22 protein-coding genes are annotated in these 17,427 nt (G+C 62.3%); 6 read left to right on the top strand and 16 right to left on the bottom strand.

Annotated elements, in window-relative coordinates; all coding sequences use genetic code 11:
* Nucleotides 1-32: 32 nt before the first annotated feature.
* The 4 genes from AC13F2_RS15610 to AC13F2_RS15625 all read right to left on the bottom strand — a co-directional run bounded on the left by AC13F2_RS15610 (nt 33) and on the right by AC13F2_RS15625 (nt 4,346).
* Nucleotides 33-1,376: an outer membrane protein assembly factor BamB family protein gene (locus AC13F2_RS15610; protein ID WP_103024374.1), complete on the bottom strand. Its 1,344-nt coding sequence runs from the start codon at nt 1,374-1,376 to the stop codon at nt 33-35.
* A gap of 43 nt (nt 1,377-1,419) precedes the next feature.
* The gene (locus AC13F2_RS15615) at nt 1,420-2,220 is read right to left on the bottom strand and encodes a tetratricopeptide repeat protein (protein ID WP_482964907.1); all 801 of its coding nucleotides are present in this window, start codon (nt 2,218-2,220) and stop codon (nt 1,420-1,422) included.
* Nucleotides 2,221-2,337: 117 nt separating this feature from the next.
* On the bottom strand, nt 2,338-3,483 hold the full coding sequence (locus AC13F2_RS15620) for a glycosyltransferase family 4 protein (RefSeq protein ID WP_482964906.1): 1,146 nt from the start codon (nt 3,481-3,483) through the stop codon (nt 2,338-2,340).
* Nucleotides 3,480-4,346, bottom strand: a complete 867-nt coding sequence (locus AC13F2_RS15625; RefSeq protein ID WP_482964905.1) for an alpha/beta fold hydrolase — start codon at nt 4,344-4,346, stop codon at nt 3,480-3,482. The genes AC13F2_RS15620 and AC13F2_RS15625 overlap by 4 nt, the downstream gene beginning before the upstream one ends.
* Before the next feature lie 75 nt (nt 4,347-4,421).
* Between AC13F2_RS15625 and AC13F2_RS15630 the strand changes: the two genes are divergently transcribed.
* Both AC13F2_RS15630 and astD read left to right on the top strand, forming a co-directional pair.
* Nucleotides 4,422-5,843 carry a protein adenylyltransferase SelO family protein gene (locus AC13F2_RS15630; protein WP_482964904.1) on the top strand — a complete coding sequence of 474 codons (1,422 nt, stop codon included), beginning with the start codon at nt 4,422-4,424 and terminating at the stop codon, nt 5,841-5,843.
* Between the two features lie 65 nt (nt 5,844-5,908).
* Nucleotides 5,909-7,321, top strand: coding sequence for a succinylglutamate-semialdehyde dehydrogenase (gene astD / locus AC13F2_RS15635; protein ID WP_397491154.1), 1,413 nt, complete (start codon nt 5,909-5,911; stop codon nt 7,319-7,321).
* A gap of 6 nt (nt 7,322-7,327) precedes the next feature.
* Here astD and AC13F2_RS15640 read toward each other — a convergent pair whose 3' ends face one another.
* Nucleotides 7,328-8,038 carry a hypothetical protein gene (locus tag AC13F2_RS15640; protein ID WP_482964903.1) on the bottom strand — a complete coding sequence of 237 codons (711 nt, stop codon included), beginning with the start codon at nt 8,036-8,038 and terminating at the stop codon, nt 7,328-7,330.
* A gap of 217 nt (nt 8,039-8,255) precedes the next feature.
* On the bottom strand, nt 8,256-8,744 hold the full coding sequence (locus AC13F2_RS15645) for a glycine zipper 2TM domain-containing protein (RefSeq protein ID WP_301641425.1): 489 nt from the start codon (nt 8,742-8,744) through the stop codon (nt 8,256-8,258).
* A gap of 183 nt (nt 8,745-8,927) precedes the next feature.
* Between AC13F2_RS15645 and rarD the strand changes: the two genes are divergently transcribed.
* Nucleotides 8,928-9,848 (top strand): EamA family transporter RarD, encoded by a 921-nt coding sequence (gene rarD / locus AC13F2_RS15650; RefSeq protein ID WP_221598558.1) that lies wholly within the window; start codon nt 8,928-8,930, stop codon nt 9,846-9,848.
* Here rarD and pyrC read toward each other — a convergent pair.
* Entirely contained in the window at nt 9,808-10,845 is a 1,038-nt protein-coding gene (gene pyrC, locus AC13F2_RS15655) for a dihydroorotase (RefSeq protein ID WP_482964902.1), read from the bottom strand. The two genes, rarD and pyrC, sit on opposite strands and share 41 nt — an antisense overlap.
* A 38-nt stretch (nt 10,846-10,883) precedes the next feature.
* Between pyrC and ygfZ the strand changes: the two genes are divergently transcribed.
* Nucleotides 10,884-11,627, top strand: a complete 744-nt coding sequence (ygfZ, locus tag AC13F2_RS15660) for a CAF17-like 4Fe-4S cluster assembly/insertion protein YgfZ (RefSeq protein ID WP_482964901.1) — start codon at nt 10,884-10,886, stop codon at nt 11,625-11,627.
* On the opposite strand, the gene AC13F2_RS15665 is transcribed toward ygfZ, so the two are convergent.
* Nucleotides 11,608-12,207, bottom strand: coding sequence for a TetR/AcrR family transcriptional regulator (locus AC13F2_RS15665; RefSeq protein ID WP_221598561.1), 600 nt, complete (start codon nt 12,205-12,207; stop codon nt 11,608-11,610). The two genes, ygfZ and AC13F2_RS15665, sit on opposite strands and share 20 nt — an antisense overlap.
* A gap of 117 nt (nt 12,208-12,324) precedes the next feature.
* On the opposite strand from AC13F2_RS15665, the gene AC13F2_RS15670 reads away from it, so the two are divergent.
* Entirely contained in the window at nt 12,325-13,203 is an 879-nt protein-coding gene (locus AC13F2_RS15670; RefSeq protein WP_196845815.1) for a metal-dependent hydrolase, read from the top strand.
* A gap of 65 nt (nt 13,204-13,268) precedes the next feature.
* Here AC13F2_RS15670 and AC13F2_RS15675 read toward each other — a convergent pair whose 3' ends face one another.
* The 3 genes from AC13F2_RS15675 to rplU all read right to left on the bottom strand — a co-directional run bounded on the left by AC13F2_RS15675 (nt 13,269) and on the right by rplU (nt 14,760).
* The gene (locus AC13F2_RS15675; protein ID WP_482964900.1) at nt 13,269-13,811 is read right to left on the bottom strand and encodes a GNAT family N-acetyltransferase; all 543 of its coding nucleotides are present in this window, start codon (nt 13,809-13,811) and stop codon (nt 13,269-13,271) included.
* A gap of 208 nt (nt 13,812-14,019) precedes the next feature.
* Entirely contained in the window at nt 14,020-14,289 is a 270-nt protein-coding gene (gene rpmA / locus AC13F2_RS15680; RefSeq protein ID WP_103024360.1) for a 50S ribosomal protein L27, read from the bottom strand.
* A gap of 12 nt (nt 14,290-14,301) precedes the next feature.
* Nucleotides 14,302-14,760: a 50S ribosomal protein L21 gene (gene rplU, locus AC13F2_RS15685; RefSeq protein ID WP_196845813.1), complete on the bottom strand. Its 459-nt coding sequence runs from the start codon at nt 14,758-14,760 to the stop codon at nt 14,302-14,304.
* A 202-nt stretch (nt 14,761-14,962) separates the two neighbouring features.
* On the opposite strand from rplU, the gene AC13F2_RS15690 reads away from it, so the two are divergent.
* Nucleotides 14,963-15,478 (top strand): hypothetical protein, encoded by a 516-nt coding sequence (locus tag AC13F2_RS15690; RefSeq protein ID WP_196845812.1) that lies wholly within the window; start codon nt 14,963-14,965, stop codon nt 15,476-15,478.
* A gap of 62 nt (nt 15,479-15,540) precedes the next feature.
* Here AC13F2_RS15690 and AC13F2_RS15695 read toward each other — a convergent pair whose 3' ends face one another.
* From AC13F2_RS15695 to AC13F2_RS15715, 5 genes are all read right to left on the bottom strand, one after another.
* Nucleotides 15,541-15,963, bottom strand: coding sequence for a hypothetical protein (locus AC13F2_RS15695; RefSeq protein WP_103024357.1), 423 nt, complete (start codon nt 15,961-15,963; stop codon nt 15,541-15,543).
* 74 nt (nt 15,964-16,037) lie between these two features.
* A complete protein-coding gene (locus tag AC13F2_RS15700) occupies nt 16,038-16,505 on the bottom strand; it encodes a molybdenum cofactor biosynthesis protein MoaE (RefSeq protein WP_196845811.1) in 468 nt (155 codons plus the stop codon).
* On the bottom strand, nt 16,492-16,740 hold the full coding sequence (locus AC13F2_RS15705; protein ID WP_482964899.1) for a MoaD/ThiS family protein: 249 nt from the start codon (nt 16,738-16,740) through the stop codon (nt 16,492-16,494). Before AC13F2_RS15705 ends, AC13F2_RS15700 begins: the two co-directional genes overlap by 14 nt.
* A gap of 3 nt (nt 16,741-16,743) precedes the next feature.
* Nucleotides 16,744-17,046: a Rossmann fold domain-containing protein gene (locus AC13F2_RS15710; protein WP_221598564.1), complete on the bottom strand. Its 303-nt coding sequence runs from the start codon at nt 17,044-17,046 to the stop codon at nt 16,744-16,746.
* Nucleotides 17,043-17,417 carry a dihydroneopterin aldolase gene (locus AC13F2_RS15715; RefSeq protein WP_103024353.1) on the bottom strand — a complete coding sequence of 125 codons (375 nt, stop codon included), beginning with the start codon at nt 17,415-17,417 and terminating at the stop codon, nt 17,043-17,045. Before AC13F2_RS15715 ends, AC13F2_RS15710 begins: the two co-directional genes overlap by 4 nt.
* Nucleotides 17,418-17,427 lie beyond the last annotated feature (10 nt).

Here is a 17,427-nt window from a genome sequence, read left to right on the forward strand (position 1 = left end):
TGGTTAACACACGGGTCACGGTAGCAGTAAAATCAGCGAAAGGCGGTAATCCGTCCGCTATCGTCAAGAATGTAAAGCGTGTTGTTCGCAACGACCGGCGCCAGCGATACCGGCTCCTTCAGGTCCGTGAATTCGGACGCTGCACCTTCGCCGGTGCTGATACGGTACACCTTGCCTTCGGAATTGACCGCCCACAGATTGTTGCCGGCAAGGACCGGACCGGACCAGAAGATCGGATCTTCCTTCTTCTTCTCGTTCCGCCAGCGCGGCAGCTGGGTCAGCCACCGCACCTTGCCGGTGGAGCGGGCGATCGCCAGCAGACGGGCATCGTCGGTAAGAGTGAACAGCCATTCGCCTGCGATGGCAGGCGTGGAAATGCCCGCGAGATTGAGCTCCCAAATCCGTTGCCCGCTGACCAATTCATAGGCAGCCATCCGGCCACCCTGGCCAAGCGCATAGACGCGGCCGTTGTCGATGATCGGGTCGGCATCGATGTCGGTGAGCGATCCGACCTGCGTCGAGATCGACGTGAGCGCCAGAGCATCCGCCCACAATGTACGGCCATTTTCGTAGCGGTGAGCAATGAGTTCGCCCGAACTGTAACCGGCGATAACCGTACCCTGCCCTGCCGCAGGTGCGGCGACGCCGAAGACCCCGGCCTGAGTGGATGATCCCGATTCCTGCCACTGAACCTCGCCATTCGTGGCGTTCAGGGCGAATATCTGGTTATCCTGAGTCATGACGAAGATGGAACCGAAGGCTACGGTTGGCGAACCGCGCAGCGGGCCGGACGGCTTTACCTTCCAGATTACCGAACCATCGGAGGCGTTCAGCGCGACCACATCGCCGACACCGTCGGTCATGTAGATCTTGCCGTCGTCGTAGCTTGCACCACCGCCGAATGCGGACGGTTTGAGATTGTTGGCGACCCCAGGATTATAGCCCCAGCGCCGCGCACCCGTCTGGGCGTCGAAAGCGGTCAGAGCGCCGTCCCCGCCGACCACGAACATCATGCCGTCACCGATCACCGGCGATGCGCCGAGACGGCGGCGCTGACTGGCCCCTTCGACATTGACGCTGAAGAGCCGGCTTGGTGTATCGGCCAGCGCCAGATGCCCGTAAGATTTGGCCGCATTGCCCCCGGCCTGCGCCCAGGTTTCGTTGACCCGCGCAGGAGGGAGAACCACCGACACGTCCGCCAGCGCCGGATCGACCTTCGCGCCGGTTTCGATGCGCGAGAGGATCGGCTGGCGTTCACCCATCGTGGGCGTGACCTTCTTGCCGTCGCCGCCGCCGAAAAGCCCGCCGCTGCAAGCCCCGAGGCCGATGGCCAGTGCTGCGACAAGCGCGGTGCGCGAAATATTGCTGCAGTTCATCTGTTTCCTCGTTTCGTCAGTATTCGGCAAAGCCAGGGCGTTCCTATTCGGTTTCTACCGAGGGGCCGGCGCCTTCAGGATTATCGCGTCCGATTCCCTGGGCTTCGAGCAATGCATCGACATCTTCGATCGCATCGACGCCCAGAACTCCGGCCATCTGCCGCGCGCGCGAACGCGCTGATTCAGGGCTGTTTTCGTCTTTCGCGATCTGCGCGAACAAGGCACCCGCTTCGGCACGCTTTCCCTGATCGAGATAGGCGTGGGCTACCAGTTCGCCCGCACTCGCGAAGAACGCGTTGCCGGGCGTGGCCAGCGGTTTGAGCGTGGCGACGATGTCGGCGCTTGTCATCTTGTCGTAATTCAGCGTGACATCGCGCAGACGGGCAAGCTCGCGCATTGCGGGCGGCGCCTTGTCGTTTGCAGCCACGCTTTTGAAAATGGTTGAAGCTTCCGCGGCATCGCCGCGCTGCTGGGCAATCCCCGCGCGCATCATTGCCGCGGCAACGCCTGCCCCGCTTTTGTCCGAAGCGGCCAGTTCCTCCAGCCGATCGTAAGCGGAATCGACATTGCCGGCCTGGACCTGATCCAGCGCTGCAACGAGAGCTTCGGAATTACGCTCCATCGCAGCTTCCTGTCGGCTCTGCCAGAAGAGGTAACCGCCGAATGCCAGAAGGCCGACGATCAGGAGTGCGAAAAGCGGCTTCCCCCACTTGCTGAGGAATTCTTCGGTGTCGCCCTGACGGACGGCGTCGTCGACTTCGCGCATGAGCGCTTCCTGCTGGGCGTTATCCTGCTGGGCGCGCTTGTCTTGGCGGGTCAGTTGGTTCTTGGGTGTCAGGGCCACAGGGCCGGGCTCCATCTCGGTAGATATCGGTTTGCGCGGCTCTTTAAGGATAGGCGCGGACAAGGGCAATGGTCGCTAAAACGTGTCCCCGCCCGGGTTAACCGCGGCTGAAACGCTTTAGAGATCAATTTTCATCGCACTGGAATACAGTCGACGATAGGTCGCGATCATCTTCGCTTCGTCGAATTCGGCTACGGCCTTGGTTCGATTGGCTTCTCCAACCTCCTTGCGCAGGTCTTTCGACCCGGCCAGCCTCGCCAGCGCCGCGCCCAGTTCCTCCTCGTTTCCGGGACTGGCAATAAACTCGGCGTTTCTGTCGGAAACCATATTCGCAATATCGCCCACCGCGGGGGCAACAACGGGCAGTCCGGCCGCCATTGCTTCGACCACCGACAGCGGGAACTGCTCCGAATCGCTCGACAGTGCGAAGATGTCGAACAGGCCGACGACGCGTGCCGGGTCCGAAACGGCGCCCGGCAGGTGGACCCGGTGATTGATCTGCAATCGATCGGCTTCGGCGAGGATGGCGTTGCGCGCCTCGCCCTCGCCAAGGATGACGAGATGCCAGTTTTCATCAAGTTCGGTAAAGATCCGAACCAGTCGCGGCAGGTTCTTGACCGTGCGCAGTCCGGCCAGTGTACCGACCCAGAACTCCCCGGGGTGCTTGATCAGACGGAGAGCGTCTTTCTTGGGTCGCATTGCGAAGGCTTTGGTATCGACCCCGTTGGGGATGCGCTTCACCCTGCCCAGCGGCTGCTGCCAATCGACCAGCGCAATTTCTTCCAGTCGTTCGGAAGGAACGACCAGCCCCGACGCCTTGCCCAAAGCGATGCGGCGATACCACGTCCTGCTTTGCTTGAGCTTTTTCAGCTCCGTTTCGTCAAAACCGTCCTCGTGGTGAATGAGCGGCGGGAGGCCATGCAGATCCTTGAACAGGGTGTGCGCCATGGCAGCATCCATCGCGCCCCAATTATACGTACAGACGAGATCGTAGCCCTTCATGGCCTTGGCCAGCTTCTGCAGCCGGCCCGGCAGGGGCCATCCCTTCAGGCTCGGAAATTCCGGCTGCATGCCGACTTCCAGACCTCGCGTGATCCGGTCCGCAGCGCCCTGCTCCGCCGGTTCGCCCGATACGATCGTGTGCCGCGCCTTCTTTCCCAGGGCATTGATCAACTGCACCGTGCGCAGTTCCTTGCCGCCGGGCGCAAAGGTGGAATGCAGATGCAGGATATGCGGCACCGTGCCCGGTCGTGCCCGCGTCATGCGCAGCGCGCCAACAAAGCGTCGATCGCCGCACGTGCCTCGGGCTCGTCCAGCGTTGGCGCATGGCCGACTGCGGGAACCGTGGCAGCAATGGCGCCAGGGGCACGGCGCTGCATTTCTTCGAAGGCCTGTACCGACAAGAGCTGCGACAACTCGCCGCGCAACAGCGCCAATGGCCTGTCAGCCAGAACGCCGAATGCCGGCCATAGGTCCGGCGGAACCGCTGCTTCGTCCGCAGCCATGATCGGCTCTGCAATTTTCATATCGTAATCGAAGGCGATGCGGCCGTTGTTGCACAGCGTCAGCGTGCGCTTGGCCATGGCGATCCACTCTTCGGTTCCGTAGTCGGGAAAGGCATCGCCATGCACTTCTTCGAGCGCACGGGCCGCGTGCATCCAGGTGGGGAAGCTGCGGCCCTGGCCGACATATGTCTTGATCGCATCGAGTCCTGCGGTTTCCAGCAAGGGCCCGACATCGTTTAGTACCGCCCCCTTGATGCGATCGGGGTGGACCGCGGCCAGTGCCAATGTGATCAGCCCGCCCATCGATGTCCCGATCGACACGAAGCTGCCGATTTCTTCTGTATCGAGCAGGGCCAGAACGTCCAGCATGTAGGTGCCGACCTGATAGCTCTCCGGATCTTCGGCATAGTCGCTGTCGCCGCGTCCCCGCATCGAAGGGACCAGCACACGCCAGCCCTGCCCCGCAATGTGCGGCGCGAGATCTTCGAAATCGCGCGCATTGCGCGTCAGGCCGTGCAGGCAGATCACCGGCGGGCGATTGCCGGCACTGCCATATTCCCGGAAATGCAGGGTGAGACCGTCGGCGCTCTGCCAGTGGCGGTCGGTAAAGCTTTTATCCATGTCTGGCGGCGAAAACCTTGGTGGCTTGTCTCAGGTGCCCTTGTAACAGATGGGCTTGCCGCCCACTATCGCTGCATGCGCGCCGAACCGCAAGCCGTGAGCTATCGCCCCGACACGCCGATCGAATCTTTGGCCGATTGGCTGGGTGATCCCGTCGCGCCTGCCGATTTCCCGAAAACCCGCCTGCGGTTTCGCAATGACCTGCATGCCGCAGGTGTCGGACTGGACGGGTTGACCGACGACCAGTGGCAAAATCATTTCGGACGGTTCGAGCCTCTGGCAGACAATCTCGCCCGTCCGCTGGCCCTGCGGTACCACGGCCACCAGTTTCGCGTGTACAATCCGGAAATCGGGGATGGCCGCGGTTTTCTGTTTGCACAGATGCGCGATGGAGAAAATCGCCTGCTCGATCTCGGCACCAAGGGATCGGGCCAGACACCATGGAGCCGTGCAGGCGACGGTCGGCTCACCCTGAAAGGCGCGGTAAGGGAAATCCTCGCCACCGAAATGCTCGAAGGCCTTGGCGTTTATACGTCCAAGACCTTCAGCGTCGTGGAAACGGGCGAGGAATTGTGGCGCGGGGACGAACCCAGCCCGACGCGTTCAGCCGTCATGACCCGGCTCAGCCACGGTCATATCCGCATCGGCACCTTCCAGCGTCTGCTTGCCCTGGAAGAAGCCGAGCACATGGCACGGCTCGTAGATTATTGCCTCGAGCAGTTTCCCGGCCCTCCCCCGCCAGCCGATGCTCCGGGCCGCGACGATCCATCGGTGCGCCTGATGCACCTGGTGGTCGAACGTATGGCCGATCTCGCCGCCAGCTGGATGGTGGCCGGCTTCGTCCACGGCGTACTGAACACAGACAATATGAACATTTCGGGTGAAAGCTTCGACTATGGCCCATGGCGTTTCCTGCCCAAGTGGGATCCTGGCTTCACGGCCGCCTATTTCGATCATCAGGGCCTCTATGCTTTCGGGCGCCAGCCCGAAGCGCTTCATTGGAACTGCGGCCAGTTCGCCGTCGCCTTGCGTCTCCTTACCGATGCCCCGCCCCTGATCGCAGCGATGGAGCGCTTCGGTCCGCTCTACATGGAGGCAATCGGCAGACGCTGGTGCTGGCGACTGGGGCTGGAAAGCCGCGATGCCGAGGCCAACGCGGGCCTGGTGAATGCTTGCGAAAAGCAGATGACCGAAAGCGGTATCGCGCCCGATCAGTTCTTCTTCGATCATCGCGGCGGACGCAGCGCGACCGGCGCATTGGCCGAGATCATGCAAGGCTTCAAGCCGGTCGGCGACACCCATTCCTACTGGCATGGCGACGGCCCTGAATCGATGCTGATCGACGAGGTCGAAACCATCTGGGCAGCGATTGCCGAAAACGATGACTGGGCACTCCTTCATGACAAGGTGGCCGCTCTTCGCCGGATGGGCGACGCGCATGGCGCCCCTCCGCTGCCCCAAGGCCACTTGCCACCCCAGGCCGACGACTTGAATTGACGCGGAGCCTGTTACCTCCCACTTAGGCCCCACTTCGCGCCCCCATAGAGGAAAACCACATCAAGATGGCGACCGACCTGGTCTCAACCGAACCCGCAACCGGCCGGGAAATCTGGCACGGACAATCCGGCAATGTCGATGAGACGGTCGAACGCGCGAGAGTGGCGATGCGCAGTTGGGCACGCGAACCTCTGGGTCGCAGGATCGAGCTCATGCGGCGGTTTGCCAATCAGGTTCGCAAGCATTCCGAAACATTTGCCGAACTCATCGCCCGTGAAACCGGCAAGCCGCTCTGGGAAGCGCGGACCGAAGTGGAAGCGGTCATCGGCAAGGTCGAAATCTCGGTTACCGCCTATGCGGAACGTACCGGCCAGAAAAAGCTCAATAGCGCGCTTCAGGGAACGGCGGCGCTACGCCACAAGCCGCATGGCGTGATGGCGGTTCTGGGGCCCTACAATTTCCCGGCTCATCTGCCGAACGGACACATCATTCCCGCGCTGATTGCCGGCAATGTCGTGATTTTCAAACCGAGTGAAAAGACGCCCGCCGTGGGCGAATTCCTTACCCGCTGCTTCCACGAAGCCAAGGTGCCGGAAGATGTGATCCAGTGCATTCACGGCGGCGTCGAAGTTGGTCAGGGGCTCGTCGAACACTGGATGGTGGACGGTGTTCTGTTCACGGGTTCGGCCCGTGCGGGCATCGCCATCAACCGCAAGCTGGCTACGGACCCTGGCAAGATCGTTGCGCTGGAGATGGGCGGCAACAATCCCATCGTCATGCTCGACACGCCGAAGATCGAAGATGCTGCGGCCACGATCATCCAGTCGGCCTTCACCACGGCTGGCCAGCGCTGCACGGCTGCACGTCGGCTAATCGTCGTCGATTCCATGTTCGACAAGATCGTACCCGCAGTGAAGGAAATGGCGGAAAAGCTGATCGTCGACGAACCGTTTGCCGATCCCCAGCCTTTCATGGGCTGCGTGATCGACAATGGCACGGCCGATCTCCTCTCGGAAAGCTTCGTTGCGCTGATGAGCCGCGGTGGCCGCCCGATCATGCATATGAAGAGGCCAGACGAGAGTCTGCCGTTCCTTTCGCCGTCCATCCTGGACGCTACCGATATTCACGAACGGCCGGACATCGAACTGTTCGGGCCCTTGCTACAGGTCATTCGCGTCCCCGATTTCGAAGAAGCGATCAAGGAAGCCAACAACACGCGTTACGGGCTCTCGGCCTCGCTGATCGGCGGTCAGCCGGAAGATTTCGAGACATTCTGGAGCGAGATTCGCGCCGGGATCGTCAATTGGAATCGGCCGACCAACGGGGCTTCATCCGCAGCGCCCTTCGGCGGCGTTGGCTTGTCCGGCAATCATCGCCCGGCGGCATTCTACGCCGCAGATTATTGCGCCTATCCGGTCGCCAGCAATGAGATGGAACAACCGCGCGCCACTATCGGCGTGGGTCTCAAGAACGAGTGAGCCGTATCAGTTGGTGGTGACCAGGTCGATCTGGGTCACACCCTGGGGCAACCGCTTGCCATAAACGACATAGGCGGCATCACCTTTCATTCCCGAAAGAATGTTGTCGCCTGCTGCCGTGACGTGTTCGGCGCTGTACCCGGCGCCCTTCGCGCGGGTGTAATAGAAGGCCAGAACCTCATCCAGCGCGACGGGGGTGAAGAACGACACGATGCGTAGGGCGCAGGCGCCTTCATCCGTTCCGGCAGCTTCCTGCGTATTGGCACGCGGATAGACCGGGAAAGCCGGTGGTAGCTTCGCTGCCCAGGCACTGGTGTAATTTACTTTCTCACCGCAATTTTCGCCGCCGGGAGCGACCGCTGCCTTGGCCGCGGCAACCATGGCCCGGCTCGGCGTAGCATTATTGCCAAGCGCCTTGGCCCCCGGTGCAAAAACCATATTGCTGCGCCCGCCAACCAGTTCGCCCGCACGATCGCGCGCAGCTTCCACGGCACTGGCCGATTCGTCGATATTGGGGATCGCCGCGTTTCCGGTACCGGAAAGGGCAGCATTGGCCTCGTTGCGACCGGCCATATCGGGGTCGGTCATCATTTCGTCATTGAGCGCCTGTTCGCTGGCCGGGTCCATCGCATCGGCTTCGGCCTTGTCATTGCCCTTGTCACCGCACCCGGCGATGAGGACAAACGGCAGAACGGAGGCAAGCAGGCGACGTTTCATCAATGGACCTTTCGGCTTTAAAGCATTGATCGACTAACGCCTGAACCCGCACCCGTTCCAGTCCGATGCGGATGCATGCACCATTGCGGGACAGCCCGCTGCCTGACGGAAAAGGGCGCCGCCCGCCCCCTTTTCGGGGTTCGGACGACGCCCTCACGGCTCGGTGGGAACCGTGGTTTCCGGCCACGGGTGGGCGCGGCCGGAACTCGAGAAGTGCTTAACCGCAGCGGGTGCTGGAGCGATCGATCGTACGGCCGAGCAATGCGCCAGCCGCGCCGCCCAGAAGCGCACCGATGGTACGGTCACCGCGTCCGGCCACTTCGTGACCGAGCAGTGCGCCTACGCCAGCACCCACCAGCAGACCCGTGGTGCCATCGTCGCGGCGGCAATAATAGCGGTTGTCGTTACCGCGCCAGACGCGGGTGTTCGAACGAACGGGCTGACCGTAATTGCGGTCGTAACCCATGTAATAGGGGCGCGATTGGTTGCCGCGATAGTGACGGTCACGATAGTCGCGGCCGCGATGATCGCGGTAGTCGCGATCGCGATAGCGGTGGTCGCGCTGGTGTTCGAACGTCATGTCGCCGGTCACAGCAGCATGCGCGTTAGGATTTGCATGGAGGGCCGGTGCAGCACTGGCTGGCATGGCGAATGCGAGGCCCGAAGCGGCAATGGCCATGGTGGCGGTCTTGAAAAGTTTCGACATGGCTTTTTTCCTTTTCTCTTCCAACGGACGGAGGGGGGCTCCGGCGATGTCGTTAATTTTTAGAGGGGTTAACCTGAACGGGATGCAACACCGCTGTCAGATTTGAAATTTTCGACGAACCGAGTTTCTGCCGGTGACGAATTGAGGCTTGCGGGCAGTTTGCAAGCCGCCTAGCGCGGCCCGATGGATGCAGGTGGCCCTTCTCAGCATGACCGAAAGGGTCTGGCAGCGGCGTTCGGCGCCTATATTATCTGGGGCTTCCTGCCACTTTACCTGATTCTTGTGCAGACCGTGCCAGCGTTCGAATTCGTTGGCTGGCGCATTATCTGGACGTTGCCGCTCTGTCTGCTCATCGCACTGTTCCGAAAGCAGGGGGGCGAACTGCGCGCGGCGCTCGGTAATCGCCGCACGGTCGGCTGGCTCGCCCTCAGCGCGTCGCTGATCGCCGTAAACTGGGTGGTGTATGTCTGGGCAATCCAGACAGGCGAAGTCTATGCGGCAAGCCTTGGCTATTACATAAATCCGCTCGTCAACGTTCTGCTTGGCACCGCACTGCTCGGCGAACGGCTCACACGGCCGCAATGGCTCGCAGTCGGCATAGCAGCCGTCGGTGTATCGCTTCTCGCGGCCGGCGCGGTGACGACTCTATGGATCAGCCTCACTCTGGCGCTCACCTTCGGTACCTATGGCTTGATCCGGAAGCGCGTCGTGGTGGGATCGGTCCCCGGCCTGACCATCGAATCGCTTCTGCTCCTGCTCCCCTCGATCGGCGTCGTTTGGTATTATGCCCAGACGCAGGGTTCGTCCTTCGCGGTCTCGACCGAGCTGAGCCTTTCCATCATGCTGGGCGGCGTATTAACCGCCGTTCCTCTGCTGATGTTCGCAATCGCGGCTCGCAAGCTGCCCTATTCGATGCTCGGCTTCATCCAGTTCCTTGCGCCCAGTATCGTCTTCATTCTGGGGCTGACCGTCTTCGACAAGCCGCTTCATCCGGCTGAAATTGCCTGCTTCGCCTGCATCTGGCTGGCAGCGGCGATATTCGTCTGGGATCTGGTGGCGAGGTCTAGGAAACAAGCCGCCAGGCAAGTGTTTCCCCCGCGTTGAAGGGCACGATCGGCGCTGCTCCGCCGTCTACTTCTCGAGGGACATCGACCGGAGCCTTCTCCAGAGTGATGCGCTCCTCGTTGGGCGCCATGCCATAGAAGTTCGGCCCGTTCAGGCTGGCGAAGGCTTCGAAATTCCCGAGTGCATCTTCGTCGTCGAATACCTGAATGTAGCTTTCCAGTGCGAACGGGGCATTGAAAATGCCTGCGCAGCCACAGTCGCTTTCCTTGTCGTGACGGTAGTGCGGCGCACTGTCGGTACCGAGAAAGTATTTCGCCGATCCACTTGTCGCAGCTCCGCGCAGCGCCAGCCTGTGTTGCTCGCGCTTTGCCACGGGCAGACAGTACATATGCGGGCGGATGCCCCCGACCAGAATGTCGTTGCGATTGATGTGGAGGTGTTGCGGCGTGATCGTCGCAGCGACATTGGGGCCCGCGCTTTCGACGAAACTCACCGCCTGCATGGTAGTGATGTGTTCGAAGATCACCTTCAACTGCGGCATCCGGTCGACCAGCGGCTGGAGCACGCGGTCGATGAACACCGCCTCCCGGTCGAAGATATCGATGTCCGGCGTGGTCACTTCGCCATGAACGCATAGCGGCATGCCGATCTCCGCCATCCGTTCGAGAACGCCCATGATATTGCGCACATCGGTCACCCCGTGCGCCGAATTGGTCGTCGCGCCTGCGGGATAGAGCTTGGCTGCGGTCAAGACGCCGTCCGCGTGGCCGCCAGCCAGATCGTCGGCGTCGGTTTCGTCGGTGAGATATGCGGTCATCAGCGGGGTGAAATCGGTGCCGTCGGGCACTGCATCCAGAATCCGCTCGCGGTATGCCGAAGCGAGCGCGGTGGTGGTCACCGGCGGGGCAAGGTTCGGCATCACGATCGCGCGCGCGAACTGGCGGGCGGTATGCGGCACTACGGCACGCATGGTATCGCCATCGCGGAAATGCAGGTGCCAGTCGTCGGGGCGGCGGATTGTCAGCGATTCGACCATGTGGTTGCCTATGGCGGCGGGCGGCCTATCTGTCACCCATGACTGCCACTCGACTGATGAACCGTGCCGTGATCCGCCTGTCGACCGACGATGCGGAGGAAAACGTCGCGTCCTTCCTCCAGGGTCTCGTGACAAACGACATCGCCGGGACCCTTCCCGCCTATGCCGGTCTGCTGACGCCCCAGGGCAAGACCCTCTTCGATTTCATCGTGTGGCCGGGTCCGGCAGGCGAATTGCTGATCGATTGCGAAGCGGGTGTGGCGGAGGATCTGGCGAAGCGTCTGTCGCTCTACCGTTTGCGTCGCAAGATCGCGATTGCCGTCGATCCGCATCTCGGTGTCCACTGGCGCCCGGAGATGGGCGACGGCGCGGCGACGGATCCGCGGCTGGGTGCGCTTGGCCAGCGCTGGCTCACTCCTGCAGAAGATAGCGATGAAGCTGCTGACGACGCCTGGCAGGCGCATCGCCTCGCCATGGGCGTGCCCGAAGGCAGCGCGGAACTTGGCGATATCCTCTGGCTCGAAACCAATGCCGTCGAACTCCACGGCGTCAGCTTTGCCAAAGGCTGCTACATCGGTCAGGAAAACACCGCGCGCATGAACTGGCGCAGCAAGGTGAACCGGCGGCTGGTTGTCGTGCCGCTGGATCAGTCTGATGAAAAGCGGCGCAAGGCGGAATATCCTGCGCACGGGTTTGCCGTCGATCACTTGCGCGTTGCCGATATCGACCCCGCGCTGGCCCCGGAATGGATGCGCCCCGGGCTCACCCCTGCGGAAGAGTAAGCTCCATCGAGCGGACCAGCATCCGCTCCGCCCTGTCGCGTGCGGCAGTTTCCGGAAGCCCCAGCGACCGCGACAGCGCCTTGCCGATCAGCGCATCGCCCATCGCCATCAGTACCAGCGCCAGCGTTTCTTCATGGACCTGCATCGGCGCCGCGCCATGAGCGGCCTCACCCGGTGCGATTTCGTCGACCAACTGGTGAATGGTTTCCACGATCGGCGTCAGCGCATCTTCATTGCCGGTCAGGATCATCCAGCTGGCCAGCGCGCCTGCGCCTTCCTTGTCGAAGGCATCGAATGCCAGATCGACCACTTCGCGCGGGCTGCCCAGCCCTGCCCGGCTCGCCCGCACGGCATCGATGATCGTGTCGCACACCGTGCCCGCCAGATGCCCCGCAAGCGCCTTCTGCAGGCCGGCGGCCGATCCGAAATGGTGCAGCAGATTGGCATGGGTGCGGCCGATGCGGGCGCCCACCGCCTTCAGCGTGACCGATTGCGGGCCAGTTTCGATGAGCAGGCCCCGGGCCGCCTCCAGCGCAGCCAGGCGCGATTCTTCTGGAGAAAGTCGTTTACGCGTCGCCATATGTCCCACGAACTATCCCATTCATCGCAAGTGGGAAACCCGTTAACCGCATGTTATTGACAGTAATGTCAGTAGGACTTACTTACATTCATGTCAGTTAACCCCACGGAGCTTTCCATGAACGCCCCCGTTTCCATTTCCCCCGACGTCCGCAATGCCGCGCCCACGCCGGAAGACCTTACCATCACCGTCCGCGACGAACGCTTCAATCGCGATTCGACACCGCGCAGGTGGTGGGCCGGCGATGCGTTCGGCACCGCCTGGCACAATGCCCTGTCGGCCACCTTCCCTCGCGGCGAAGCCTTCTTCATCGAAGCGGTGAAGGCCCATCGCGATGGGGCCGATCCCAAGCTCGAGGCCGAAATTCGCGCCTTCGTGAAGCAGGAAATCAACCACACCCGCGAACATATCGCCTTCAATCGTCTGGCCGAAGATCACGGCTACGATATCAAGGGCATCGACAAGCGCGTGGCCGAACTGCTCGCGCTGACCAAGGATCGTCCCGCCATCGCCAATCTGGCGGTGACCATGGCGCTCGAACACTACACCGCCATGATGGCCGCCGAATTCCTGGCCAATCCACAGCATTTCGCCGATTCCGATCCGGAAGTGCGCGACATGTGGCGCTGGCACGCGGTCGAGGAAATCGAGCACAAGGGCGTTGCCTTCGATACCTGGAATCACGCGACAAAGGACTGGAGCGACGGCAAGCGCTGGCGTGTGCGCAGCATCGTCATGCTCAGCGTGACCGTCCGGTTCTTCAAGAATCGCTGGGCCGATTCACTCGCCCTGCTCAAACAGGATGGCATCACCGGCTGGAAAGCCCGCTGGGGCCTGTTCAAATATCTGACCGTCAGCCCCGGCGTCGTGCGGCGCATATTCCCGGCATGGCTCGCCTACTTCAAACCGGGCTTCCATCCGTGGGATCACGACGATCGCGCCCTGATCAATGTTTACGAGGGCGAATTTTCCGACGCCCTGATGCCCGCGGAATAAAATCCCGCCCAAGACCTGCTGGAAGAAAGGCCCCGCGAGATGATCGCGGGGCCTTTTCCGTTCGGTCAGGCCGCTTGCAGCGGCATCAGCGTCTCATTGGACAAATGCAGCCGGTAAAGCGCGCATGGCGCGTCGCTACCCCGCCCCCTGCTGTGGCGCGGAACGATCTTGCCGGTCGGCACGAAGCCGATCTTGCGCAAAACGCGGCCCGACGCCGGATTGTCGGTGAAATGGCCCGCCTCGATTCGCTGGTGGCCCAGCAGCCGCGCAACCTCCAGCACGCCGCGGGCCGCTTCGGTGGCGAAACCGCGCCCCCAGTATGGCTGCGCAATCCAGTATCCCAGTTCGGTCTGGCCGTTCTCGTCCGGATCCATGCCGATGCATCCGACGATCTCCGACCCTGACGGCGTCGGCAGGGTGATCAGGAAACGCGTATAGAAGGGATCTGTGTTGCGCATCACGAATTCGTGCGCATGTCGGGGGAGATAGGGCCAGGGCGCGCTGGCAAGGTTGCGGACGACGCCTTCGTCGGCAATCGCGCGCAAAAGTGCATCGGCATCTTCGGGCCAGGCAGGCCGCAGCAGCAGCCTCTCGGTAACATGGAACATCGGTATTCTCCCCGTATCTCCACGCTCCGGGCTCCTAGGCCGGACGCGTGACAATTGCGTGGCGGCGAAAGGATTTTTCGCCGACGAAATCGAAGAGGGAGAAACGACGAGAGGGAGACGGGTTGGTCCCATCTCCCTCTTCGGTTGCCGGATCATGGACCCGGCTGGGACCGTCCCGTTTGGACGATCCCGTTATCGGAGCGTCCGGTTATTCCGCGGCTTCGGCCATCATATCGACCGAGACGAATTTGCGGTCGAGTTTGCCCTTGTGGAATCGCACAATACCGTCGGTAAGCGCGAAAAGGGTGTGGTCCTTGCCCATGCCGACATTGGCACCGGCATAGAACTTGGTACCGCGCTGGCGCACGAGGATGTTGCCGGCGACGACGTTCTCGCTGCCGAACTTCTTCACACCAAGGCGACGACCGGCTGAATCGCGACCGTTACGCGACGAACCGCCTGCTTTCTTATGTGCCATCGTCCGTGCTCCTTACTTCTTGTCTTCGGTCTTCTTGGCTGCGGCCTTCTTGGGCGCTGCCTTCTTGGCCGGTGCCTTGTCGGCAGCTTCCGTCTTCGGAGCAGCCGTCTTCTCGTCGGCGTCAGCCTTCGGAGCCGCTTCCTTCTTCGGAGCCGCCTTCTTTTCGGCCTTCGAATCGCCGACCGCCGTGATGCGCAGCAGCGTCATCTGCTGGCGGTGGCCGTTCTTGCGGCGATAGTTGTGGCGGCGACGCTTCTTGAAAACGAGGACCTTCTCGCTCTTGGCCTGCGCAATGATCTCCGCCGAAACGGTAACCTTGCCGGCATCCGAAAGCTTCTCACCTTCGCCTGCAAGCAGGACGTCACCCAGCGTGATGGTGTCGCCGGCTTCTCCAGCCAGCTTCTCAACCGCGATCTTGTCTCCGGCGGCAACCCGGTATTGCTTGCCGCCCGTGCGCACTACTGCGAACATGGTACGTGTCTCTCGTTCAATTTGCTGTGCCCTAACCCACAAGACGAACTCTTGCGAATAAACGGCGCGCCCGTCAGGCCGCCAGAAGCAGCCCCGGAAAGAAGCGTGCCGTTAGGCCAAAGGCGGTCCCAAGTCAACGCCCGGTACGAGGAAATTTGCATCCTCGCTGGCGCGCTGCGACGCGCGTGATATGGAGGGTGTGATGATCGACCGCAAGCATCTTGTCTTTCCGTTCGCCGCACTTCTGGTGGCAGGCTGTGCCGCCTCCTCGGACCGCTATCCTTCGCTGGCCGTGCGCGATGTGGAACGTGCGGAAGGTACGTTCGACCCCGTACCGGGCCCGCAACTCGACGTTCCCGAGGTAGAGGTGGATGTCGGCCCGGATCTCGGCGCGGGCCTCACATCCCTCGTTGCAGACGCCCAGGCCGCCCATACCGCCTTCACCGACGCCGTCCCTGCGGCAGAACGCAGCGTTCGGGCCGCATCGGGCAGCAGTATCGGCAGCGACAGCTGGGCAGCGGCTCAGGTCGCTCTTGCCGATCTCGATTCGGCGCGCAGCAATGCGGCCATCGTGCTGGGCGAACTCGATACGCTCTACACCGCTGCCACGGTGCAGGCAGAAGATGCCACGGCGATCGTCGAAGCGCGCAACACGGTCATCGCTCTCGTATCGGAAGAAGATTCGGTGCTGGAACGGCTGCGCGCGCAGGTTCGCTGAACGCCAGGGGCACGAAGCCGGTTTCCCGGCTCCGCGCCCCCGCCCCCATAAACCGGTACCGATCAGACCAGCGCGGCGATCGTGACCGTGGTCACTCCCCAGCAGAAGATCAGCACCGGCAGGATAAGGACCTGCACCGCGGCATCGCGCGCAGTCACCCGGCCCGTATGGGTGGCAATTCCGTCGCGGACGAGCTTTGCCCAGCTCATGTTCCGCCCCCGGTGTTCCGGCGCCATCCGTGTCCACACCGCCGGCAGACCGAATCCCGCAACAATGAAGAGGGTGAAGATCACCATCGGTATGATGAGCCCGGGCGATGACAGTCCAGCCGCCATGACCGCGAGAAAGCCGAGATAAAGCCCCACGGTCGCGACATAGAGCCCCTTGGGCAGTTCGAAGCTGCGATCGACTTCGTGCGTTACCTGGGGCGAATCGAGGATGATCGCCTGTTCGGCAACGAGTTCGCGGGTGAAATGCTTGGACATGGCGTGCTCCTTTGATGGAGCAGTGATGCGCCGGTCAGACCGCGCTTTCCTTGATCTGGATCAAGAAACCCGAATTATTTCCAGCGCGCCAGATCGCTATGGTCCTGCCCACGCGGTTCGATCCAGTGCCAGCCATCGCCGCGCCGTTCGCGCTTCCACAGCCATGCTGCCGATTTGAGATGGTCCATCAGGAAATCGGCGGCCTCGAAGGCGTCGCGGCGATGCCGCGCGGCTGCGGCAACCAGCACGATGGCATCGCCCGGCGCCATGACACCGACCCGGTGCCACACGAGCGCGCCATCCAGCGAAAACCTCTCCTGCGCCTCTTGCGTCAGCTCTTGCATGCCGGGCAGCGTGAGCGGTTCGTAATGCGACAGTTCGAGCGCTTTCACATTGCCGTCGGGCCGCACCTTGCCGAGGAAGGACACGATCCCGCCTGCCTCGCCATGCGCGGCATTGAACGCCGCCAGCGCTTCGCCCACCGACAGTCCCTTGTCGAGCAGGCGAACGTCCAGCGGGACGGAGATGCTAAGCCTGGCCACCGCTCACCGGGGGCAACAGGGCGACTTCATCGCCGTCCTGGGCATTGAGGGCGGTCTTGTCCGCCAGAACCCGTCCCTGGCACGCGATATTCACCCGCGTCTCGCGAAGCTGCTGCGCAATCTCGGCGTCGACCTGCTCCAGCAAGCCTTCCCAATCGAGCGGGGCGGCAACTTCGATTTCCGATTCGCCGGCCAGATCGCTCAGCGGACCAAGGAAAAGAATGCGTACACCCATCGATCAGGTCTCCAGATACTGCCCGGTTATGCCGGGCGCCGCCGCAAGATAGGTTTCGGTCGCATCGACCGCTTCGCCCCCATCACCGGCAACCATGTTGATCCGGCGCGGCGCATATTTACGGGCAAGCCCTGCAACCATGGCCAGGCGCCACTGTCGATGGGTGTGATCGGCAGGCGGGACGAGTATCAATGCGTCTTCGCCCCCATCCAGGGCTTGCTCGACCTGCTCCAGCCAGTGCTGGTGGAATGCACCCGCCGCGGCGAGCGGGTCTTGCGGCAGGCCGTCTACGGCGATTCGCTTCATTCCCGGCGCTCGCGGTGCAGGGTGATGCCGATCTGCTCGCCCGCCTCCGCGATCGCCAGCTTGACGATCTTCACCGTCACCGCTTCGATCCTTCTGTCCTGCAGGAACAGGGTCTCGCACACGTGGTCGGCTACGGCCTCGATCAGCTTGAAGTGCACACCTTCGGGCAAGGCACCCGATGCGGCGAACTTCAGATCCATGTAATTCTTCGAATCGTCGAGCGGCGTGTCCGGATCGTAACGGCGAAGCGGCTTCATCCGCACCTTGATGGTGAAACGCAGCGGCTGCGGGCGGCCGGTTTCTTCCGAATAAATACCGGTGAGCACATCGTGCTCGAACTCGGCCACTTCGAGGATCAGCGAATCGTTCATGCGCGCGCCT

The organism is Qipengyuania sp. L-5Y (genome assembly GCF_056859455.1).